At 67.1% G+C, this 16645-nt stretch carries 14 protein-coding genes; 9 read left to right on the forward strand and 5 right to left on the reverse strand.

Annotated features, from left to right (window positions below; translation table 11 throughout):
* Positions 1 to 18: 18 nt before the first annotated feature.
* On the reverse strand, positions 19 to 633 hold the full coding sequence (locus V4U86_RS05330) for an LGFP repeat-containing protein (protein ID WP_395310242.1): 615 nt from the start codon (positions 631 to 633) through the stop codon (positions 19 to 21).
* A 231-nt stretch (positions 634 to 864) separates the two neighbouring features.
* Between V4U86_RS05330 and V4U86_RS05335 the strand changes: the two genes are divergently transcribed.
* Complete coding sequence (locus tag V4U86_RS05335) at positions 865 to 1284, forward strand: YkvA family protein (protein WP_395310243.1); 420 nt, start codon at positions 865 to 867, stop codon at positions 1282 to 1284.
* A 24-nt stretch (positions 1285 to 1308) separates the two neighbouring features.
* Here the strand turns inward: V4U86_RS05335 and V4U86_RS05340 are convergent, their stop codons facing one another.
* Positions 1309 to 3162, reverse strand: a complete 1854-nt coding sequence (locus V4U86_RS05340) for an Ig-like domain-containing protein (protein ID WP_395310244.1) — start codon at positions 3160 to 3162, stop codon at positions 1309 to 1311.
* A gap of 318 nt (positions 3163 to 3480) precedes the next feature.
* Between V4U86_RS05340 and V4U86_RS05345 the strand changes: the two genes are divergently transcribed.
* Together V4U86_RS05345 and V4U86_RS05350 are read left to right on the forward strand one after the other, a co-directional pair.
* On the forward strand, positions 3481 to 4230 hold the full coding sequence (locus V4U86_RS05345) for a hypothetical protein (protein WP_395310245.1): 750 nt from the start codon (positions 3481 to 3483) through the stop codon (positions 4228 to 4230).
* Entirely contained in the window at positions 4227 to 4607 is a 381-nt protein-coding gene (locus V4U86_RS05350) for a hypothetical protein (RefSeq protein WP_395310246.1), read from the forward strand. Before V4U86_RS05345 ends, V4U86_RS05350 begins: the two co-directional genes overlap by 4 nt.
* Before the next feature lie 115 nt (positions 4608 to 4722).
* Here V4U86_RS05350 and V4U86_RS05355 read toward each other — a convergent pair whose 3' ends face one another.
* Both V4U86_RS05355 and V4U86_RS05360 read right to left on the reverse strand, forming a co-directional pair.
* Entirely contained in the window at positions 4723 to 5487 is a 765-nt protein-coding gene (locus V4U86_RS05355) for a DUF427 domain-containing protein (RefSeq protein WP_395310247.1), read from the reverse strand.
* Complete coding sequence (locus V4U86_RS05360; protein ID WP_395310248.1) at positions 5484 to 6683, reverse strand: acyltransferase family protein; 1200 nt, start codon at positions 6681 to 6683, stop codon at positions 5484 to 5486. Before V4U86_RS05360 ends, V4U86_RS05355 begins: the two co-directional genes overlap by 4 nt.
* 300 nt (positions 6684 to 6983) lie before the next feature.
* Here V4U86_RS05360 and V4U86_RS05365 point away from each other — a divergent pair, with 300 nt between their 5' ends.
* Both V4U86_RS05365 and V4U86_RS05370 read left to right on the forward strand, forming a co-directional pair.
* Entirely contained in the window at positions 6984 to 8441 is a 1458-nt protein-coding gene (locus tag V4U86_RS05365; protein ID WP_395310249.1) for a cellulase family glycosylhydrolase, read from the forward strand.
* 518 nt (positions 8442 to 8959) lie between these two features.
* Entirely contained in the window at positions 8960 to 9421 is a 462-nt protein-coding gene (locus V4U86_RS05370; RefSeq protein ID WP_395310250.1) for a hypothetical protein, read from the forward strand.
* A gap of 63 nt (positions 9422 to 9484) precedes the next feature.
* Here the strand turns inward: V4U86_RS05370 and V4U86_RS05375 are convergent, their stop codons facing one another.
* A complete protein-coding gene (locus V4U86_RS05375) occupies positions 9485 to 12046 on the reverse strand; it encodes an alpha/beta fold hydrolase (protein WP_395310251.1) in 2562 nt (853 codons plus the stop codon).
* Positions 12047 to 12542: 496 nt separating this feature from the next.
* Between V4U86_RS05375 and V4U86_RS05380 the strand changes: the two genes are divergently transcribed.
* The 4 genes from V4U86_RS05380 (at position 12543) to V4U86_RS05395 (ending at position 16640) form a co-directional block, all read left to right on the forward strand.
* A complete protein-coding gene (locus V4U86_RS05380) occupies positions 12543 to 13433 on the forward strand; it encodes a glycosyltransferase family A protein (RefSeq protein ID WP_395310252.1) in 891 nt (296 codons plus the stop codon).
* 102 nt (positions 13434 to 13535) lie between these two features.
* Positions 13536 to 15014 carry an amino acid ABC transporter substrate-binding protein/permease gene (locus V4U86_RS05385; protein ID WP_395310253.1) on the forward strand — a complete coding sequence of 493 codons (1479 nt, stop codon included), beginning with the start codon at positions 13536 to 13538 and terminating at the stop codon, positions 15012 to 15014.
* Positions 15011 to 15784: an amino acid ABC transporter ATP-binding protein gene (locus tag V4U86_RS05390; RefSeq protein ID WP_395310254.1), complete on the forward strand. Its 774-nt coding sequence runs from the start codon at positions 15011 to 15013 to the stop codon at positions 15782 to 15784. Before V4U86_RS05385 ends, V4U86_RS05390 begins: the two co-directional genes overlap by 4 nt.
* Positions 15785 to 15791: 7 nt before the next feature.
* On the forward strand, positions 15792 to 16640 hold the full coding sequence (locus V4U86_RS05395; protein ID WP_395310255.1) for a peptidoglycan recognition protein family protein: 849 nt from the start codon (positions 15792 to 15794) through the stop codon (positions 16638 to 16640).
* Positions 16641 to 16645 lie beyond the last annotated feature (5 nt).

The raw sequence follows: 16645 nt of genomic DNA on the forward strand, positions 1-16645 counted from the left end.
GCGGAGAGCGGGCCGCCGTTACTTCGGGGTGACCGTTTCCGCGAACGTCCCGTCACCACGGTTGAGCCAGGTGATGGTGCCGTTCTGGAACTCGGTGATCCACCCGCCGTTGGCCGCGTCCGGGCCGCCGCCGGTCTCTTCCTCATCGCCGGTGGGGAAGCCCAAAGGCCCGGCGGGCCCGCCGCTTTCGTTGTAGACCCGCAGGATCTCGCCCTGCACCAGATGGGTGCCGGCCGCAGCTGACGAGAAGATGGTGCCTTTGGTGAAGGCCTGCACGGTGCCGTCGCCGACCTTCTCCGGAGCCGCGGTGGGAACGCCCAGAGCATCCTGGCCCCCGGCGTCGTCATAGGCCTCGGCGACGGGAGGGTCCAGGGTGACGGGGCCGATGCCGGGCGCCTCGATCGTGGTAGGTGCCCCCTCGACAACCGAGGACACCGCACTCGACGCCGAACTGGCGCCCGTCTTGATTGCGCTGGTGCCGGCATCCACCGCCGACGATGCAGCGCTCGAGGCGCTCGACATGGTCTCCTTGGCCGAGTCCTGGGATTCTTGGGAGCAGGCGACCGCAGCGGCACCCGAGATGGCAAGTGCTGCAGCGACCGCGCCGGTACGTTTCATCACTTTCTTGTTCATTGGCCGAACGTAACACCGCTCGTCCGCTACGTCAGCAACTCTGGCGAGGATTGACAGAGCAGGTCTGTCCTGGGTGGTGAAGCGGTTGGTAGAAAACGGAATTCAGTTAACTGGGAAACCCAGAACAGTTAACTGGAGCGCCAAAACCCCACGTGATCTTCTGGGCTGGGTCACTCAGTCGTCGGTGACACGGTTGCCTGCAGGTCGAGCAGACCTGGGTAGGGTTCCACCATGCCCTCCGACTGGTGGTCGATTCCGCTCGGCATCGCGGCGGGGTTGTTGATTCTGTGGGCGGTGCTTGTCGTCGTGCTCTGGCTGAGCAAGCCCGACGAGGTCAGCCTGCGAAACACGATGCGGTTGTTGCCCGATGTGATCCGCCTGCTCAAACGGCTCGCCGCCGACCGTGCCCTGCCCCGCGGTGTGCGCCTCCGGCTGGCATTGCTACTGGCCTACCTGGCCCTCCCGATCGACCTCATACCCGACTTCATCCCGGTACTGGGCTACGCCGACGATGCGATCATCGTGGCGCTGGTGCTGCGGTCGGTGGCCAGACGGGCCGGACCCGCAGCGCTGGACAAGCACTGGCCGGGCACGCCCGACGGGTTGGCCGCGCTGCGGCGGCTGTGCCGTCTGCCGCAGGCGTCGACCTAGCTCTCGACCGGTGGCAGCGACGGTTCAGACGACATCCGCCGGACGCCGTCGACGAATGAACACGAACCCGATGAACGCCAGTACCGATGTCGCGTCGAGCGGTGTGAGGGTGTACCCGAGATCCTGCATGAGGCCCCGCTCGGTCGCGGTGAGGGTGCGCGGTCCCGGTCCGAGCGGCACCCGCGGGCTCGTCAGGGAGCGGTCCGCCCCGGCGGCCGCCGCATTGCTCAGGTGCGACAGCGAGCTGCCCTGGGCCCAGGTGCTCGGTGTGTACACCGCAGCCGGGCCGCCGGAGGCGGCGACTGCGTGCTCTCCGCCGAAGAACAGTCCCCCGTTGCCGCCCTGCAGATTGCTCGACAGCGCGGTGTTGAGCCGGAAGTCCGTGCCGATCAGCCGGGTGCCGTCGGAGGACTGCAGCAAGCTGTCGTAGATCGTCCATGTCCGCCGGGTCTCGATCGCCCCCGGCTCGACGTAGGACATCAACCCGAAGGAGTGCAGGAACTCGTGCATCGCGACGGTGCTGAAGTCGTACTGCGAGCCCGTCACGTAATCGCCGAAGGCCCACGGGTAGGCGAAGTTCCAGTCGATGGTGCCGTCGGCTGCGACCCCGTTGGCATCCAGACCGGTCTGCAGCTTGTACTGCACCACCGTCGGATGGAAGCCGGGGCTGGACGAGGTGAGGGGGCTGTCCGCCGAAGCCAGGAAGGACGACGCCGTGCTGTGACCGGTGATGTCGTAGGTCACCACCACCGGGACCTTCACGATGAACTGGGTCACCAGGGTGCTGGCGGCCCGCTGCAGCGCGTTGCGCGCATCGGTGGTCCAGTACTGCGCCCCGGTCAGGTAGTTGAAGACGAAGCTGACGGCGTTCTGGTTCACCAGCAGTGACGCCGACGAGCTGGCACCGCGGAACGGGTCGAACAGGTTGACGTGGGTGCCGATGTCCTTCGCCGCGATCACGAAGTTGTCGACGCCGTTGAATCCGGTACCCGGGGTGTAGGTGAACACTCCCTGCTCGTCCACGAGCAGGGTGCCCGAGGTGGGGCCGGTGACGATGATGTACCGAATCGCGTCACCCTCGAGGTCGACCGCGCCCAGGGTGCCGATGATCGGGCCGTCGCCGGTGCCGCTGATCTGGACGGGAGTCAGCCAGGGCGCCTGATTGAACAGGGTGCGCCGCGTCCCGGCAAGCGACTCGTACATCCATGTCTTGACCGGCTGGGCCACCGGCAGCATCGAGATCATGGTCCGGTAGGTCGTCATGAGTGCGGCGATCTGATCGGCGATCGCCTGCCGCCGGGGATCGGGAGCGCCGACCGACACCACCACCGACCGTGGCGGTGTCACCGTCTCTGTGCTGCTGAGGGTCTGGCCGACGGCTTCGGCGGCCGAACCGGTCGGGGCGGCAGCAGTGAGTTCCCGCGCCGTTGCGTCGGCGGCGGTGTGGGCGCCGGTCGCCGAGGTGGGCCGGACCCGGGGCGTATCCGTGGCGCGGTCCGGCTCCGGTTCCGGGGCAACGGGTGCTGTGGACGCTGGGGGCTCGGTGGGCTCCGGGCCGGTCTCGGTCGGCTCGTCGTCGGCGACCGCGGGCTCATCGGCGTGGTCGGTCGTGGTTGTGCGGGGAGCCGACAACTCGGTCTCGGCATCGTCGTCGTCGGCCGACTTCACCGAGCGCGGGGCCGTCGGTCGGGCGGTGCGCTCACTCGTGTGGTCCGGGGACGCGCTTGGAGCCGATGCGCCGGAGGTCGTCGACCCGGCGGAGTCGGTGCCGCCCGGGCCGCTGTCGGAGCCGGTGGAACTCGACGAGGTGCCGTCCTCGGCGGACGCGACGCCGATGTCCGGGCCGACCACAGACAGGCCCCACAGTGTGGCGGTCATGCCCGCCGACGCGGCGCCGGCGACCAGCCATCGATGGACGGGGAGACCGTCGGACTGAAGCCTGCGTTGTCGCTTTCGCACCGCACGCTTCGTATGCTTGCCCGCCACGTTATTACCCCTTACGTCAATTTCGCCAAAACTGTAACGGGTTCCTGTGTCGCGGTCGACGGATTGGCGCAGATCGGCCCGCACTTATGGGCCAGGTCACGTCCTCGCGGAGGCGAGTGCCCACCGCGATCGCTCGTCGGGGTCCTCGGCGCGCCTCGAGCGCGATGGCAAGCCGCGCGAGAAGATACGGATGTGGTTGTTGATGCGAATGTGACCAATGAGGCTGTCGCTCCCGAGTCGCCCGGCGAGCAGGCCGGCGCTGCGGCCGCGACCGACCCCTCGCCGCAGCCGGTTGCGCAGAAGCGCACCTGGACGATGCCGAAGCCGCAGCTGGACAAGGAGCGGGTCGACCGGTTCGGGCGGACCGCAGCCGACGCGCTGACCAAGACGGCATCCGCCGTCGTGCGCGTCATCGGCGGGCTGGCTCGATACGTCGCAGCGGTCGTCACCCAAAGCTGGCGCGCGTTCGACGCCATACCGCGGGCGCTGAAGATGATGTTCGTCGCGTGCGTCCTCATGCTCGCCGGCATTGCCGGCACCATCTCTCTCGCCGGCACGGCCGGCCTGGTCTGCGCGGTGCTGGTGGTCCCGATCGCGGCGATCACCCTGGGCGCACTCGGTCACCGCTGGATGGCGGAACCCGGCGCCGCGGCGACGCCCGACACCGCACTCGAAGCGCCATCCTCCGACCCGTCCGATCTGTCCAGGTCGGTGCTCTACGTCGACAAGAAGCTCGCCGTCGCCCTGAACGCCCTGGGCTCCGACCGGCACCAGCAGGCGGTCATCGCGCTCTTCCAGGCCAAGACCGCCGTCGAACTGGCCTTGGGCACCGAACTGGAAGAGGACGCCGCGGACAATGCGCCGGTGCAGGTCGACGCCTACCGGCTCAGGCCGCGCATCCAGCCTGGTTCGGCGTCGAAATCGACCATCCCGGAGAGCAATTCGCTGGCGGCATCATGAGCGGAGCGCTCGCCGGCCAGGTCGCCCTGATCGAGGATGACTACACGCTCGTCATCAACCGGGGCGCCGAGGCCGGGGTCGCGCCGGGCATGGTCTTCGCCGTCTACTCCGGTGCGCCGCAGGTCATCACCGACCCGGAATCGGGCCGGGAACTCGGCAGGCTCAACCGGGAAAAGCTCAGGGTGCGGGTCTTCGACGTGGCCCCGCTGTTCGCCCGCGCGCACACCTTCGTCGACACCGCAGACTTTTACGGCCTGCTCGAACTGCCGTTCTTCGAGCAACCACACGAGGACGTCGTCACCGTCGACGTGGGCGACGGCGTCGAACTCGTCAGCGCGCAGCCCGGCGCATCGCGCGCCACCGGCACCCACGACTGAAGCAGCGGCCTCCTCGGTGGGGAAGAGGCCGCTGCGGTTTGTCGACGTACCCAGTGTGCGCGCCACCGCGGTACCCGATGTGAGTAGTGCACTACCTGTTTTCGGCCGCCGGGCGCTAGCTGAACGTCGTCACCGGCCGCGGCAGCGCCACCCCGTCGACCACCAGATCCACCTTCTCGTTGTAGAACGCCACCAACCCGGCGATCCGGGACACCGCGGGCAGCGGGTACTGGTACATCCAGGCCAGATCGGCGTGCACCGTCTCGCCGATTCGCACCGACCAGTACGCAGAGGTGACGCCCTTGTACGGGCACAGCGTCTGGGTGTCGCTGGGCTGAAGATGCTGCATCGCGATGTCGGTGGGGTCGAGGTAATACCTTGTCGGCAAGCCGGTTTCGAACAGCAGCACGGGGGTCCGGGTCTCAGCCAGCAGAACGCCGTCGAGCTGCACCCGGACGTGCCGATGCGAGCGCAGCGCGTCATGGCGGGCGTACGGGCTGCGGGGGTGACCGTAGATCCGCTCGTCCTCCTCGAACCAGGCCACGGTGTCCCATTCGAACCGAACGTAGCCGGGGACCAGCCCGTCGTCGAACACCCGGGCTGACGCCGGATACGACCGGCCGCCTGCGGTCAGGGTGTGCAGCCGCGACGCCCCGAACTGCGCCCGCTGGGGATGCCCGTCGTCGGACAGCAAGCCCGGTCGCACATCGCGCAGCGGGATGTAGTACTGCGGGTAATAGGGGATTTCCCAGACATATCGGGCGTTGAGGGTGTCGAACACCAGATCGGTGCCGACGTAGCCACGCACCCGGCGGGGGACCGGTTCGACCCGGCCGCGGTCCGTGGCCGGTGACGGGTAGTCCTGTTCCGATGAACTCACGGACGGCTCCTTTCGGCGCGCTCGGCGCGGTCGGCACCGGGGACCCGGGTCCAGCGGTGCAACACCCAGGCGGCCGGGATCGTCATGGCCACGGTGACGGCGAACAGCACCGGCATCGTGCCGGTGAACACCGGCCAGCGTAGGACCTCCGACATCGCGAATTCCATCACGATGACGTGCAACAGGAAGATCTCGTAGGAGATCTCGCCGAGCCAGACCACCGGCCGGGCACCGAGCAGTCGGGCGTAACCACCGCCCCGGCCCAGGACCAGCGGCGCCATCAGCCCGCAGGCGAACGCGGCGTAGAGGAACGTCTTGAGCACCGGTTGCCACGGCTGGAGGTCTTCGCCGCTGATGTTCCCGGCCGCCGGCGAGGCGACCAGCAGCAGCGCGGCCACCGCGAGCGGCAGCGCGAGCCAGGACCGGCAGCGGGCGCCGCGCACCTGCAACACCGCCAGCGTCATCCCGCCCACGAAGTAGATCAGGTGAGCAGGCAGCCAGATGTTGGCCGATCCGGGCAGCAGGTCAGTGGTGTGGGTCAGCCACAGCCACAGCGGTGTCACCGCGCCGAGCACCGCCAGCCCGGTCAGCAGCAGCCTCGGACGCCAGCGGCCACCGCACACCACCGTCAACAGCAGGCCGGCCAGCAGCGGCAGCACCGCGTAGAACGCGACTTCCACTGCCAGGCTCCACATCTGGGTCAGGCCCTGATGCATCACCGCGAAGTAGACCGGCGGATAGATCTGGGTGAGCGTGAGGTGTTGCAACAGGCCCAACCAGGTGTGACCGGGATTCGGCCCGGCGTCCCGGAACTGGTAGATGGCGAAGGCGATGAGCACCGTGATGACGTAGGCCGGAGCGATGCGGCGGACCCGGCGGCGCGCATAGCGGCGTACCGAGGGTCCCGGGGTCCCGCGCTCGGCGGCCAGCACCCAGGGCCGGAACAACAGGTAGCCCGAGAGCACGAAGAAGACCGGGACGCCGACCTCAAGGCGTGCGTAGAGCGCGCCGAGATAGCCGTCGGACAGTTGGCCGGTGCCATAGGCGGCATGGGTGGCGACGATCAACAGCGCGGCCAGCGCGCGCAGACCGGTCAGCGACGCCACCCGAGGATTGGTGGGCCGATCGGTCCGGGTACCGGTGTTCACGCCGGAATCGGGACTGCCGGTGACCGGCGAGTCGCCTGTTGCACGCATTACCACCACAGCGTACGGCGGCGGGCCGGGACCGCCGACCGCGATTCCTCTGGCGGACTGCTCGACTTCGTTTGCGGAAATGCCACACCGATTCGCATCCTCATCCCGTATCCCTATCGTGACCGGCGTGTTTTCGACACGCCGAATTAACTGCGATGGTTCGCCGGAGTTCTCCGATAGAAATAACGGACAATTGGTAAAAGCGCCGGGAGGAATGTGGCTATGGTGCGCGGCGGAAGAAACTTCCGACGCCGCAAATTAGTGCGTACGACTCTCGGCGCAATTGTGTCAGGGCTGTGCGTGGTCGCGTTGATTTCGACGCCGACCTCTCAACGGCACCGTCAGGTGGTCACCGACAATGTGGCCACCTTGAGCAACTCGGCCACCACACTCGGGTTCGCCGACTCCCGCATCTACTTCTACGACGACGCCAAGGTCGCCGACACCGTGCAGCGATGGGTCGCGGACAATATCCGGACCGTGCGAATCGGCATTCCGTGGTCGGGGGTCGAGTCCGTCAAAGGAAGAATGGACTGGTCGCGGTCCGACCGGGTGGTCAATGCCGCGGCGGCCGCCAACATTTCGATCATCGCCTCCATTCTTTCGCCGCCGTGGTGGGCAACCGCGGCCGGGGCAATGCCGCCGAACGGCCGGCCGGCGTCGACCGAGGCGTATGGATTGTTCGCCGCAAAAGTCGCCGAACGGTACCGCGGAAAAATTGCCGCATATGAGATCTGGAACGAGCCGAACGGCTTCACCGGTTATTCACCGAAACCGGATCCGGCCGGTTATGTGGATCTGATGAAAGCGGCCTACCCGCGCATCAAGGCCGCCGATCCCGGTGCCGTCGTCGTCGGCGGCGTGCTCGGGTCCGGGTCGAGCTGGGGCCAGCTGACGATCAACCCGGTCACCTTCCTGACCCAGATGTACGCCAACGGCGCCGGCCCGTTCTTCGACGCCCTGTCGTACCACCCGTACAGCTGGAGCATGAAGTTCTCGGCCGGCATGTTGGCGCCCGGAACTCCGGTGGACCAACTGGTTCGGATGCGCAAGCTCATGCTGGACAACGGTGACGCCGCCAAGAAGATCTGGGTCACCGAGTACGGCCTGCCCACCACCCGGGTCAGCGAGTCGACCCAGGCGGCCTACATCTCCGACATGATCAGCACCTGGCGGGAGCTGCCGTACGCCGGTCCGCTGATGTTGTACACGACCCGCGACGTCAACAGCAGCAGCTGGCATGACGAGGATCGGTTCGGGATCTATCGATCGAACTGGGTTCCCAAGCTCGCCCAAAAGGTCGTCCAGTCCCCGCCCGGTACGACGGCAGTGTTCCAGCGGTTCTCGGCGCACACCGACCCCAGCCTCGGGGAGGTGCTCAGCCCGGTTTACCCGGCGACGTCGAAGGTCTGGGCGCAGATGCGTTCCGCGGGCACGTTGTGGGAACTCGCGCCCGGCAGTTTCGTGGTTTCCCCGACACCGGTCGCCGATCTGGCTAGATCGCAAAAGGCCACTCCGACAACTACTTTCACCAATGGATATCAGGATTTCGTCGGCTCGCAGCGGCTCCGCATCTGGTACTCCCCGCAGACGGGAGCGCAGTGGGCCAACGCCGAGTTCGCCAACAAATGGGTGCCGGCACTCGGATTGGCCACCTCCTCGCAGCGCTGGGTGAACGGGGCCAACCGGGTGGACTTCCAACGCGGCGTCATGACATGGCGGCCCTTCATCGGCGTGAAGGTGTACCTCTCGCAGTAGTCCGGACGCCGGCAGGCTGCGCGGGTGGCGGCCGGCATGCCCGTTGCCGGCGCGACCACGGCTTCGCAGCGACCGGATTGTCCGTGCATGGATTGGGCAGATAAGTTTGCTGCGAACAGGTTTGATCTGGCCCGGATTGGGTAGGGGCAAATCACACTTGACTTTCGGGCAACTTGTTACGTACCTGAAAATTCAGCAACCCGCGAGCTCGCCATTGATCATGTAATTGCATGGTGCGGGACGCTCCATCGGCACCCTGGTTCGCGGGCCATAAGCTGGCCATTCACCGAATCCACGCGGCGCTCTTCGGTGCTGCGTGCACGTAAACATTGCGTGCGGATGCGATGTCAGTTATGGAAGGCAAACAAATTGTCGCCCCCGTAAAAGTTCCTACATGGAAAAATTTGCACCCGGGTCTAGTTTGTCGGGCAACTGTCGTGATAACTTCACGATGTTGGTTGGGGAATTTGCTGAAAGGAAGATCCACAATGTCGGGACGTCAGGGAACCTCCGTCAGGATGCGTGTCGCGACGGCCGTGGCTGGGGGCGGAATCGCGCTGGCTATGGGCGTCGCCTCGGCAGGGGCCGCATACGCGGACACCGGCGACAGCAGCTCAAGCTCAAACTCAAGCTCCAGCGTCAAATCGAGCTCCAGCTCCAACAAGTCGGTGCTGGGACAGATCGGCCGCGCCGGTAGCAACCTGCAGAAGCAGCTCGGCCGCGCCGGCAGCAATCTGCAGAAGCAGGTCGGCCGGGCCGGTAGCAACCTGCAGGACCGCCTCGGTACCGCGGGCTCGGACATCGGTGACCGGTTGGGCACCGCGGGCTCGGACATCGGTGACCGACTGGGCACCGCGGGAACGGATGTGCAGGAGCGCCTCGGTGACGCGGGTACCAACCTGCAGAATCAGGTCGGCAAGGCAGGCACCAACCTGCAGAACCGCGTCGGCGATCTGGTCGGCGGCCTCCTCGGCTTCTGATCGCGGCAGTTTACGACGGGCAGCGGGTGAGTCACCCGCTGCCCGTTCGCGTTTGGGTCGGAGTCAGTGGCGGAGATCGTCGATCAGGGCGCGCACCGCACCGACATGCGGCTCGCGGATGATCGAAGCGTGGGTGCACTCCAGACGTTCGACGCTGAGTTTCCCGGTGAGGACCCGCGGCCACAGTCGCGGGTCGTCCTTGTTCAGATGGCTCAACACCACCAAAGCCCGTCCGGCCCAGGGCTGCGGGACGTAGCGCAGCCCGGTCATGATGCCGATCTCCTCGACCGCCGCGGTCCTGCGGTTCAGACCCCCGACGAACAGGCCGGCCAGCGGCAACTTCTTCTGGTGCTCCCACCATGACCGCGCGTCCGTGGGCACCGTCTCCTGAAGTGTCACCTGCACATCCGGTAGATCGCGGCGCGCGTGCCTGGCTGCCCGCGGCGACAACCAGGGATCGAGCAGCACGAGCAGTTCTATTGCCTCGCCCTCGTCTTCGAGCAACCGGGCAGCCTCCAAGGCGATATGGGCACCCAACGAGTGCCCGACCAGGATGTAGGGGCCCCTCGGCTGGACGTGGCGCAGGTTGCGGACCTGGCGCCGTGCCGCGGCGCGCACCGACAGATCCGGCACCGCCCGTTTCTCCAATCCCTTGGGCTCCAGCGCATATACCGCGGTCTGCGGGCCGAGTCGCTCGGCCAGCGGCCTGAAGGACAACGACGAGGCGCCGGCACCCGGGAAACAGAAGATCGGCGCGCCGACGGTATCCGCCGACACCGGGCGCAACGCCACGGTCGTCGAGTCCCGGGTCGATGGGCCCACCGTCGTGCCGCCGGCCAACTTCACCGCGAACTCCGCAACCGTCGGCGCGCCCGCCAGATCCGAAGGCTTGAGCCTGACCCCGTGTACCTCGGTGACGCGCGCCAGCATCTGCGTCACCGACAGTGAATCCCCGCCCAAGGCGTAGAAGCCGTCCTCGCGGCCCACCCGCTGGACGCGCAGCACCTCCGACCACAGCCGGGCGACCGACGTTTCGGCCGCTCCGCGGGGAGGGGCGAACTCCGGCTCCTGCACCGGCGGCAGCGCCATCCGGTCGATCTTGCCGCGGTCGCCGCGAGGCAGCGCGGGTAACACCATCAGGTGTGTGGGCACCATGTAGGCGGGCAGGTCCCGGTGCAACCGGGCGCGCAGTTCGGCGACCGCCGGTGTGCGGGACTCGGGGTCGGTGGACAGATAGGCGGTCAGGGTGGCGGCACCGTCGACCGTCGCGGCGACCACCGTCGCTTCCCGCACATCGTCATAGCTGAGCAGGGTGGACTCGATCTCGGATGGTTCGACGAGGTAGCCGCGGATCTTGACGGTGGCATCGACACGACCCGACAGCACCAGGTTGCCCTGCTCATCCCAGCGCCCGACGTCGCCGCCGGCGTAGGTTCGCGACCCGTCCGGATGCGTCGTGAAGGCCGACGCCGATGCCGACGGATCCAGATAGCCGAGGGCGAGATGGCGTGAGGTGATGGAGACGGCGCCCGCCTCGCCGATGTCGATCCGCTTGTGCGGGGCGGGAATCCCGACCGGGATCACGCCGTGCGGTAGTGCCGCGGTGGGCGGGATGTCGTAACTGGCGATGGCCAGTGTCTCGGTGGAACCGGCCCAGTTGGTGAACACCGCCTTCGGCGCCAGCTCCCGTGCCAGTCGCACGTGCCGGGCGTGTGCGGGCTCACCGGTCGTGACGATGCGTTGCACTGCGGGCAGGGTGCGGCCGCGGGCGGCGGTGTGCAGGGCATCGACGAAAGCCGGTGTGCAGGTGATCGCTTGGGCCTCCGCATCGACAATGCGATCCAGCGCCTCGGCGGCGGACACCGTCTGCGGGTCGATCGCGATGATCTCCGCGCCGCCCACCAGTGCGGCGATCGCGACGTTGAGCCCGGCCGCGAAGCTGATCGGCATGCACAGCGCGACCTTGCGACCGTCGCCGAGCCCGAAGCGGTCGTTGAGCAGTTGGGCGTCGGCGAGCCACAGACCGTGCGGATGCAGGACCGCCTTCGGGGTGCCGGTGGAACCGGAGGTGAACTGGATGCTGGCGACGTCGTCGGGGCCCGTACCGGCGCCCAGCCCGGGGCCGGGTTCGGGCACCGGGCCGGCCGGGAGCTCATCGGGGACCTGCAGGTGCTGGAGCCGATAACCGTGCTCGGTCAGGATCGTCGTGATTCTGCCCGCCCGGCTCTGCGGCATCGCGGGGTCCAGTGCCACGACGGCGATCCCCGAGGCGAACAATCCGAGCACGGTGGCCAGCGCGGCCGGGGTCAGCGGCGCCGACAGCAGCGCGACGTGCGGCCCGCTGCCGGCGGGACGCGGGCGAATGCAAGCGTGTGTTGCGCTCAGCAGTTCGCGGTAGGTCACGGCCGAGTTCACGGTGCGGATCGCGACCTGACCGGGGCGCTCGTGCGCGGTGGCCGCGAAATGAGCGGGAACGCAGCGATGTTCGAGCGGGCGGTCGGGCAGCGCCGGCGCCTGCGGGATCGGCCCGGCGGGGTCGACGTCGGCCGTGGGCTCATCGCTCGGCCGGGACCGGGCGGCCAGGAAGGTGCCCCCGGCCGTGAGGATGATTCCCGCGGCCAGCACCCGGCGTGTGCGAGGTCTGCTGCCCGTGCCGCGAAAGATCCCCGCGACCTGCGCCATCCGGACCGGTCCGATGGCGCCAAGATGTTTGCTGAATCTGCGGCTGCGGTGTCGAACCGTGCTGACGCGCATGCTGATCCTTCGGGAACTCGCTCACAAGTGGAATATTTAGGCAGGTTAGCCTAACCTGTGGAGTCGCTGGGAACTGCGCGCCGGGGGCAGGGTGCCGATTCGGACTATGCGCAGCTCGCGGCGCGAAGCCGAGTGTCCGCACCCAGCTTCACAGAAAATGCACAGGGTCTCATCCGCCCTGGCGGTCGGCAGAGGCCGCCGCTCGGGCCGGCCGGGCCACCCTGCGGCCGTCGGCTTGGGCAGCCATCGGCCGTTCAGCATTCAGCGAGTCGGAAATTCGCTGAGAAAGTCCTCAGGTTGTGCTGTTCGGCAGAAACGGAGCAAGGGTTTTCATGGGAGTGACGCCCGACGGGCGGGGTGGCTGCTGATGCTGGCCTTCATCACCACCCTGCGCCACCCGCACAACTCCGCCGACTACGGGCGGGTCGAAGCCCTGCTACAGGACACCCTGGCCTCGGTCACCAGGCAGACCTGTGACGACTACGTCGTCATCGTGGTCGGAAACCGTGCGCCGTCGTTCCGCCTGCCGCCCAGGACGCACTTCGTCGAGGTGGACTTCGTCCGCCCGTCGCTGCAGCGGGCGGCACAGACCGGCAACGCGCCGCTGGTGTGGGACAAGGGCACCAAGGTCGGCGTGGGATTGGTCGCCGCGGGGGAGTTCGACCCCGAGTACGTCATGCAGGTCGACGCCGACGATTTCGTGCACCGGGATCTCGCCGCGTTCACCCGCGACAACCCGGGCCGGCCGGGGTGGGTGCTCAAGCGCGGCGTCATGTACTCACGGGCCCGCAACGCCTACACCCTGCAACGCAGACTGTTCCGCATCTGCGGCACCTCCTTCATCGTCCCGCTGCAGGCCTACGAGGTCCCGGCCCACCTCACCGCGTCGGCGAGCCAGCAGGAGATCGCCGACGGATTCGGCGACGGCCTGGAACAGGTTCTGGGCAATCACCGGTACTCGCTGGAGTGGTGGGAGCAACGCGGCCGGGTGCTGGAGCCGCTACCGTTCTCCGGCGCGGTCTATCACGTGGATACCGGGGAGAACCACTCCGGAAACGAGCTGCTCGGCCCCGCCCGGCCGTATCGCCCGCACCTGGCCCGGGATTTCGGTATCACCGCTTCCAAGGGGACGGCCTCCACGGTGTGGTCCTCGGTCGGTCTGCCCGCCCTCAAACCCGACCGGTCGCCCCGGCTCCCGTCGTTCATGTCGCCGCGTCCGAGAACTCCCTACCTGCAGGGCTACTCACCGCCCGAGTGACCGTCTGCGGATGCCGAACCACCCGTGATCGTGGAGATCACGCGCAGAGGGCGCTCGCGGCGTTAGCGTGAACCTCCAAGCGCAGCGGAGGGGAGACCAAACATGCGAGCCGAGACCTCGCCGGATGGCCGGCGTATACGGAGCCGGCGGTACAGACAGCAGGTCACGGTTCTGATCGCCGGTCTGCTGGTGGCGCTGTTCGGGACCGCGGTGCTCGCTCCCGCGACGGCGACGGCCGAGGGTGAGAACTACACCATCGCCACCGACACCACCTTCGCTCCGTTCGAATTCCAGGACAACCAGGGGAATTTCGTCGGCATCGACATGGATCTGATCCGGGCGATCGCCGAGGACCAGAAGTTCACCGTCGACATCAAGCCGCTCGGTTTCGACGCGGCCCTGCAGGCCGTGCAGGCCAACCAGGTCGACGGCGTGATCGCGGGCATGTCCATCACCGACGAACGTAAGAAGGTGTTCGATTTCTCCGAACCCTACTTCGAGTCCGGTGTGCAGATGGCGGTGCTCGACTCCAACGACGAGATCAAGTCCTACGCGGACCTGAGGGGTAAGCGGGTATCGGTCAAGAACGGCACCCAGGGCTCCGATTTCGCGAACTCGATCAAGGACGAGTACGGCTTCGAGGTCGTCTCCTTCGCCGACTCCTCGACCATGTTCGACGAGGTGAAGACCGGCAACTCGGTCGCGGTGTTCGAGGACTACCCGGTGCTGCTGTACGGAATCGCCCAGGGCAACGGCTTCAAGACCGTGACGCCCAAGGAGGACCCCACCGGGTACGGATTCGCGGTCAACAAAGGGCGTAACCCCGAACTGCTGCAGAAGTTCAACACCGGGTTGAACAACCTGCGCGAGTCCGGCCGCTACGACGAGATCATCGGCAGCTACCTCGGTGAAGCGGCCACCGAGAACGACACCTCGTTCTTCGGGCTCATCAAGAGCACCAGCCCGATGCTGCTGGCCGGCTTGAAGATGACCATCATCCTGACGGTCGTGTCGATCTTCTTCGCGCTGATCCTCGGTGTCATCTTCGGCCTGGCCCGGGTGTCCCGGTCGATCTGGCTGCGCGCCATCGGCACCACCTTCGTCGACATCTTCCGCGGCACCCCGCTGCTGGTGCAGGCCTTCTTCATCTACTTCGGTATCCCCGCGACGCTCGGGTTCCAGATGTCGGCGGTCACCGCGGGCATCATCACGCTCTCGCTCAACGCCGGCGCATATATGACCGAGATCGTCCGGGGCGGCATTCTGTCGGTGGACAAGGGGCAGATGGAGGCGGCCCGCAGCCTGGGAATCGGCTATCTGCCCACCATGCGGAAAGTGATTCTGCCGCAGGCGGTCCGCACCATGATCCCGTCCTACATCAACCAGTTCGTCATCACCTTGAAGGACACCTCGATCCTGTCCGTGCTCGGTATCGCCGAGCTCACGCAGAGTGGCCGGATCATCATCGCGGGCAACTACAAGGCCTTCGAGATGTGGTTGATCGTCGGCATCATCTACTTCATCGTCATCATGGCGCTGACCAAGCTTTCGGACAGACTGGAAAGGCGGCTCGTGAAATGAGTGAACTGGTAACCGAAGCGGCCTCTGCCGATCCGGAGGGCACCGTCAAGATCCGCATCGAAGGGCTGAAGAAGTCCTTCGGGGATCTGCTGGTCCTGGATGGCATCAGCACCACGATCAGCCAGGGCGAAGTGGTCTGCGTCATCGGGCCTTCGGGCTCGGGCAAGTCGACGTTCCTGCGATGCCTGAACAAGCTGGAGGACATCACCGCCGGGAAGGTGACCGTCGACAACTACGACCTCACCGATCCGAAGGTCAACCTGGACAAGGTCCGTCAGCACATCGGCATGGTGTTCCAGCATTTCAATCTGTTCCCGCACATGACGGTGCTGGAGAACGTCACGCTGGCACCGCTGCTGACGAAGAAATCGGACAAGGCCGCCGCCGAGAAGAAGGCCCGCGAGCTGCTGGCCCAGGTCGGCTTGGCCGAGAAGGCCGACGTGAAGCCCGCCACGTTGTCCGGTGGGCAGAAACAACGGGTCGCGATTGCGCGGGCGCTGGCGATGAACCCGTCGATCATGCTGTTCGACGAGGCCACCAGTGCACTGGATCCGGAGATGGTCGGTGACGTGCTGGAGGTGCTGCGCCAGTTGGCCGCCGCCGGCATGACGATGGTGGTGGTCACCCACGAGATGGGGTTCGCGCGGGAGGTGGCGTCGCGGGTGATCTTCATGGCCGACGGCAACATCGTCGAGGACGACTCCCCGGAAGAGGTGTTCGGCAACCCCAAACATCCACGGCTGCAGGAGTTCCTGTCCAAGGTGCTGTGAGGCCGTAGTGCCGCAGATCAGCGCCGGAGTACGGGATCCGACGTGGCTGGCCGTGGTGCTGCGGGCCGAGGGGCTGGCGCCGGTCGAGTACCCGGGCTGGCGCAGTCGTGGACATGGCGCGTTCAAGGATCTGCGCGGTGTGATGGTGCATCACACCGGTTCGGACACCGCGAGTGCGGCGTCCATCGCCGAGGGCCGTCCGGATCTGGCCGGCCCGCTGTCCCAACTGCACATCGCGCGCGACGGGACGGTCACCGTGGTGGCCGCCGGGGTCGCCTGGCACGCCGGCATCGGCATGTATCCATGGGTACCGGCGAACATGGGCAACTGGCACCTGATCGGTATCGAATGCGCCAACAGTGGGACCAGTCCGTCGGCGCCCCATCGTCGAAACTGGCCGGAGGCACAGTATTTCGCGTTGGTTCGCTGCTGCGCGGCGATCAACCGGTACCTCGGGCAGACGTCGGCCCGCACGATCGGGCACAAGGAGTACGCGGCCTGGGCTCAGGGTAAGTGGGATCCGGGTGCCATCGACATGGACGTCCTGCGGGCCGATATCGCGGTGGCCATCGCGTCGGCCCCGGGCGGCGCGCCGACTCCGAGGCCACGGGTGCCGGTCGGCGAATACACCGGCATCCTGCTGTACCGCGGCAGTACCGGCCCGCAGGTGGCCGAACTGCAACGGTTGCTCAAGACCGTCTATCCGGCTTATGCCGGCGACCTCCTCGTCGACGGCGTCTACGGACCGCGGACCGAGCCTGCGGTGCGCGAATTCCAGCGTCGATACGGTGGATTGGAGGTCGACGGCATCGTGGGGCCGGCGACTGCCGCCGCGTTGCGGCTGCGGATCGTGTGAGCGGG

The organism is Mycobacterium sp. AMU20-3851 (genome assembly GCF_043974665.1).
Taxonomy (GTDB): Bacteria; Actinomycetota; Actinomycetes; order Mycobacteriales; family Mycobacteriaceae; genus Mycobacterium.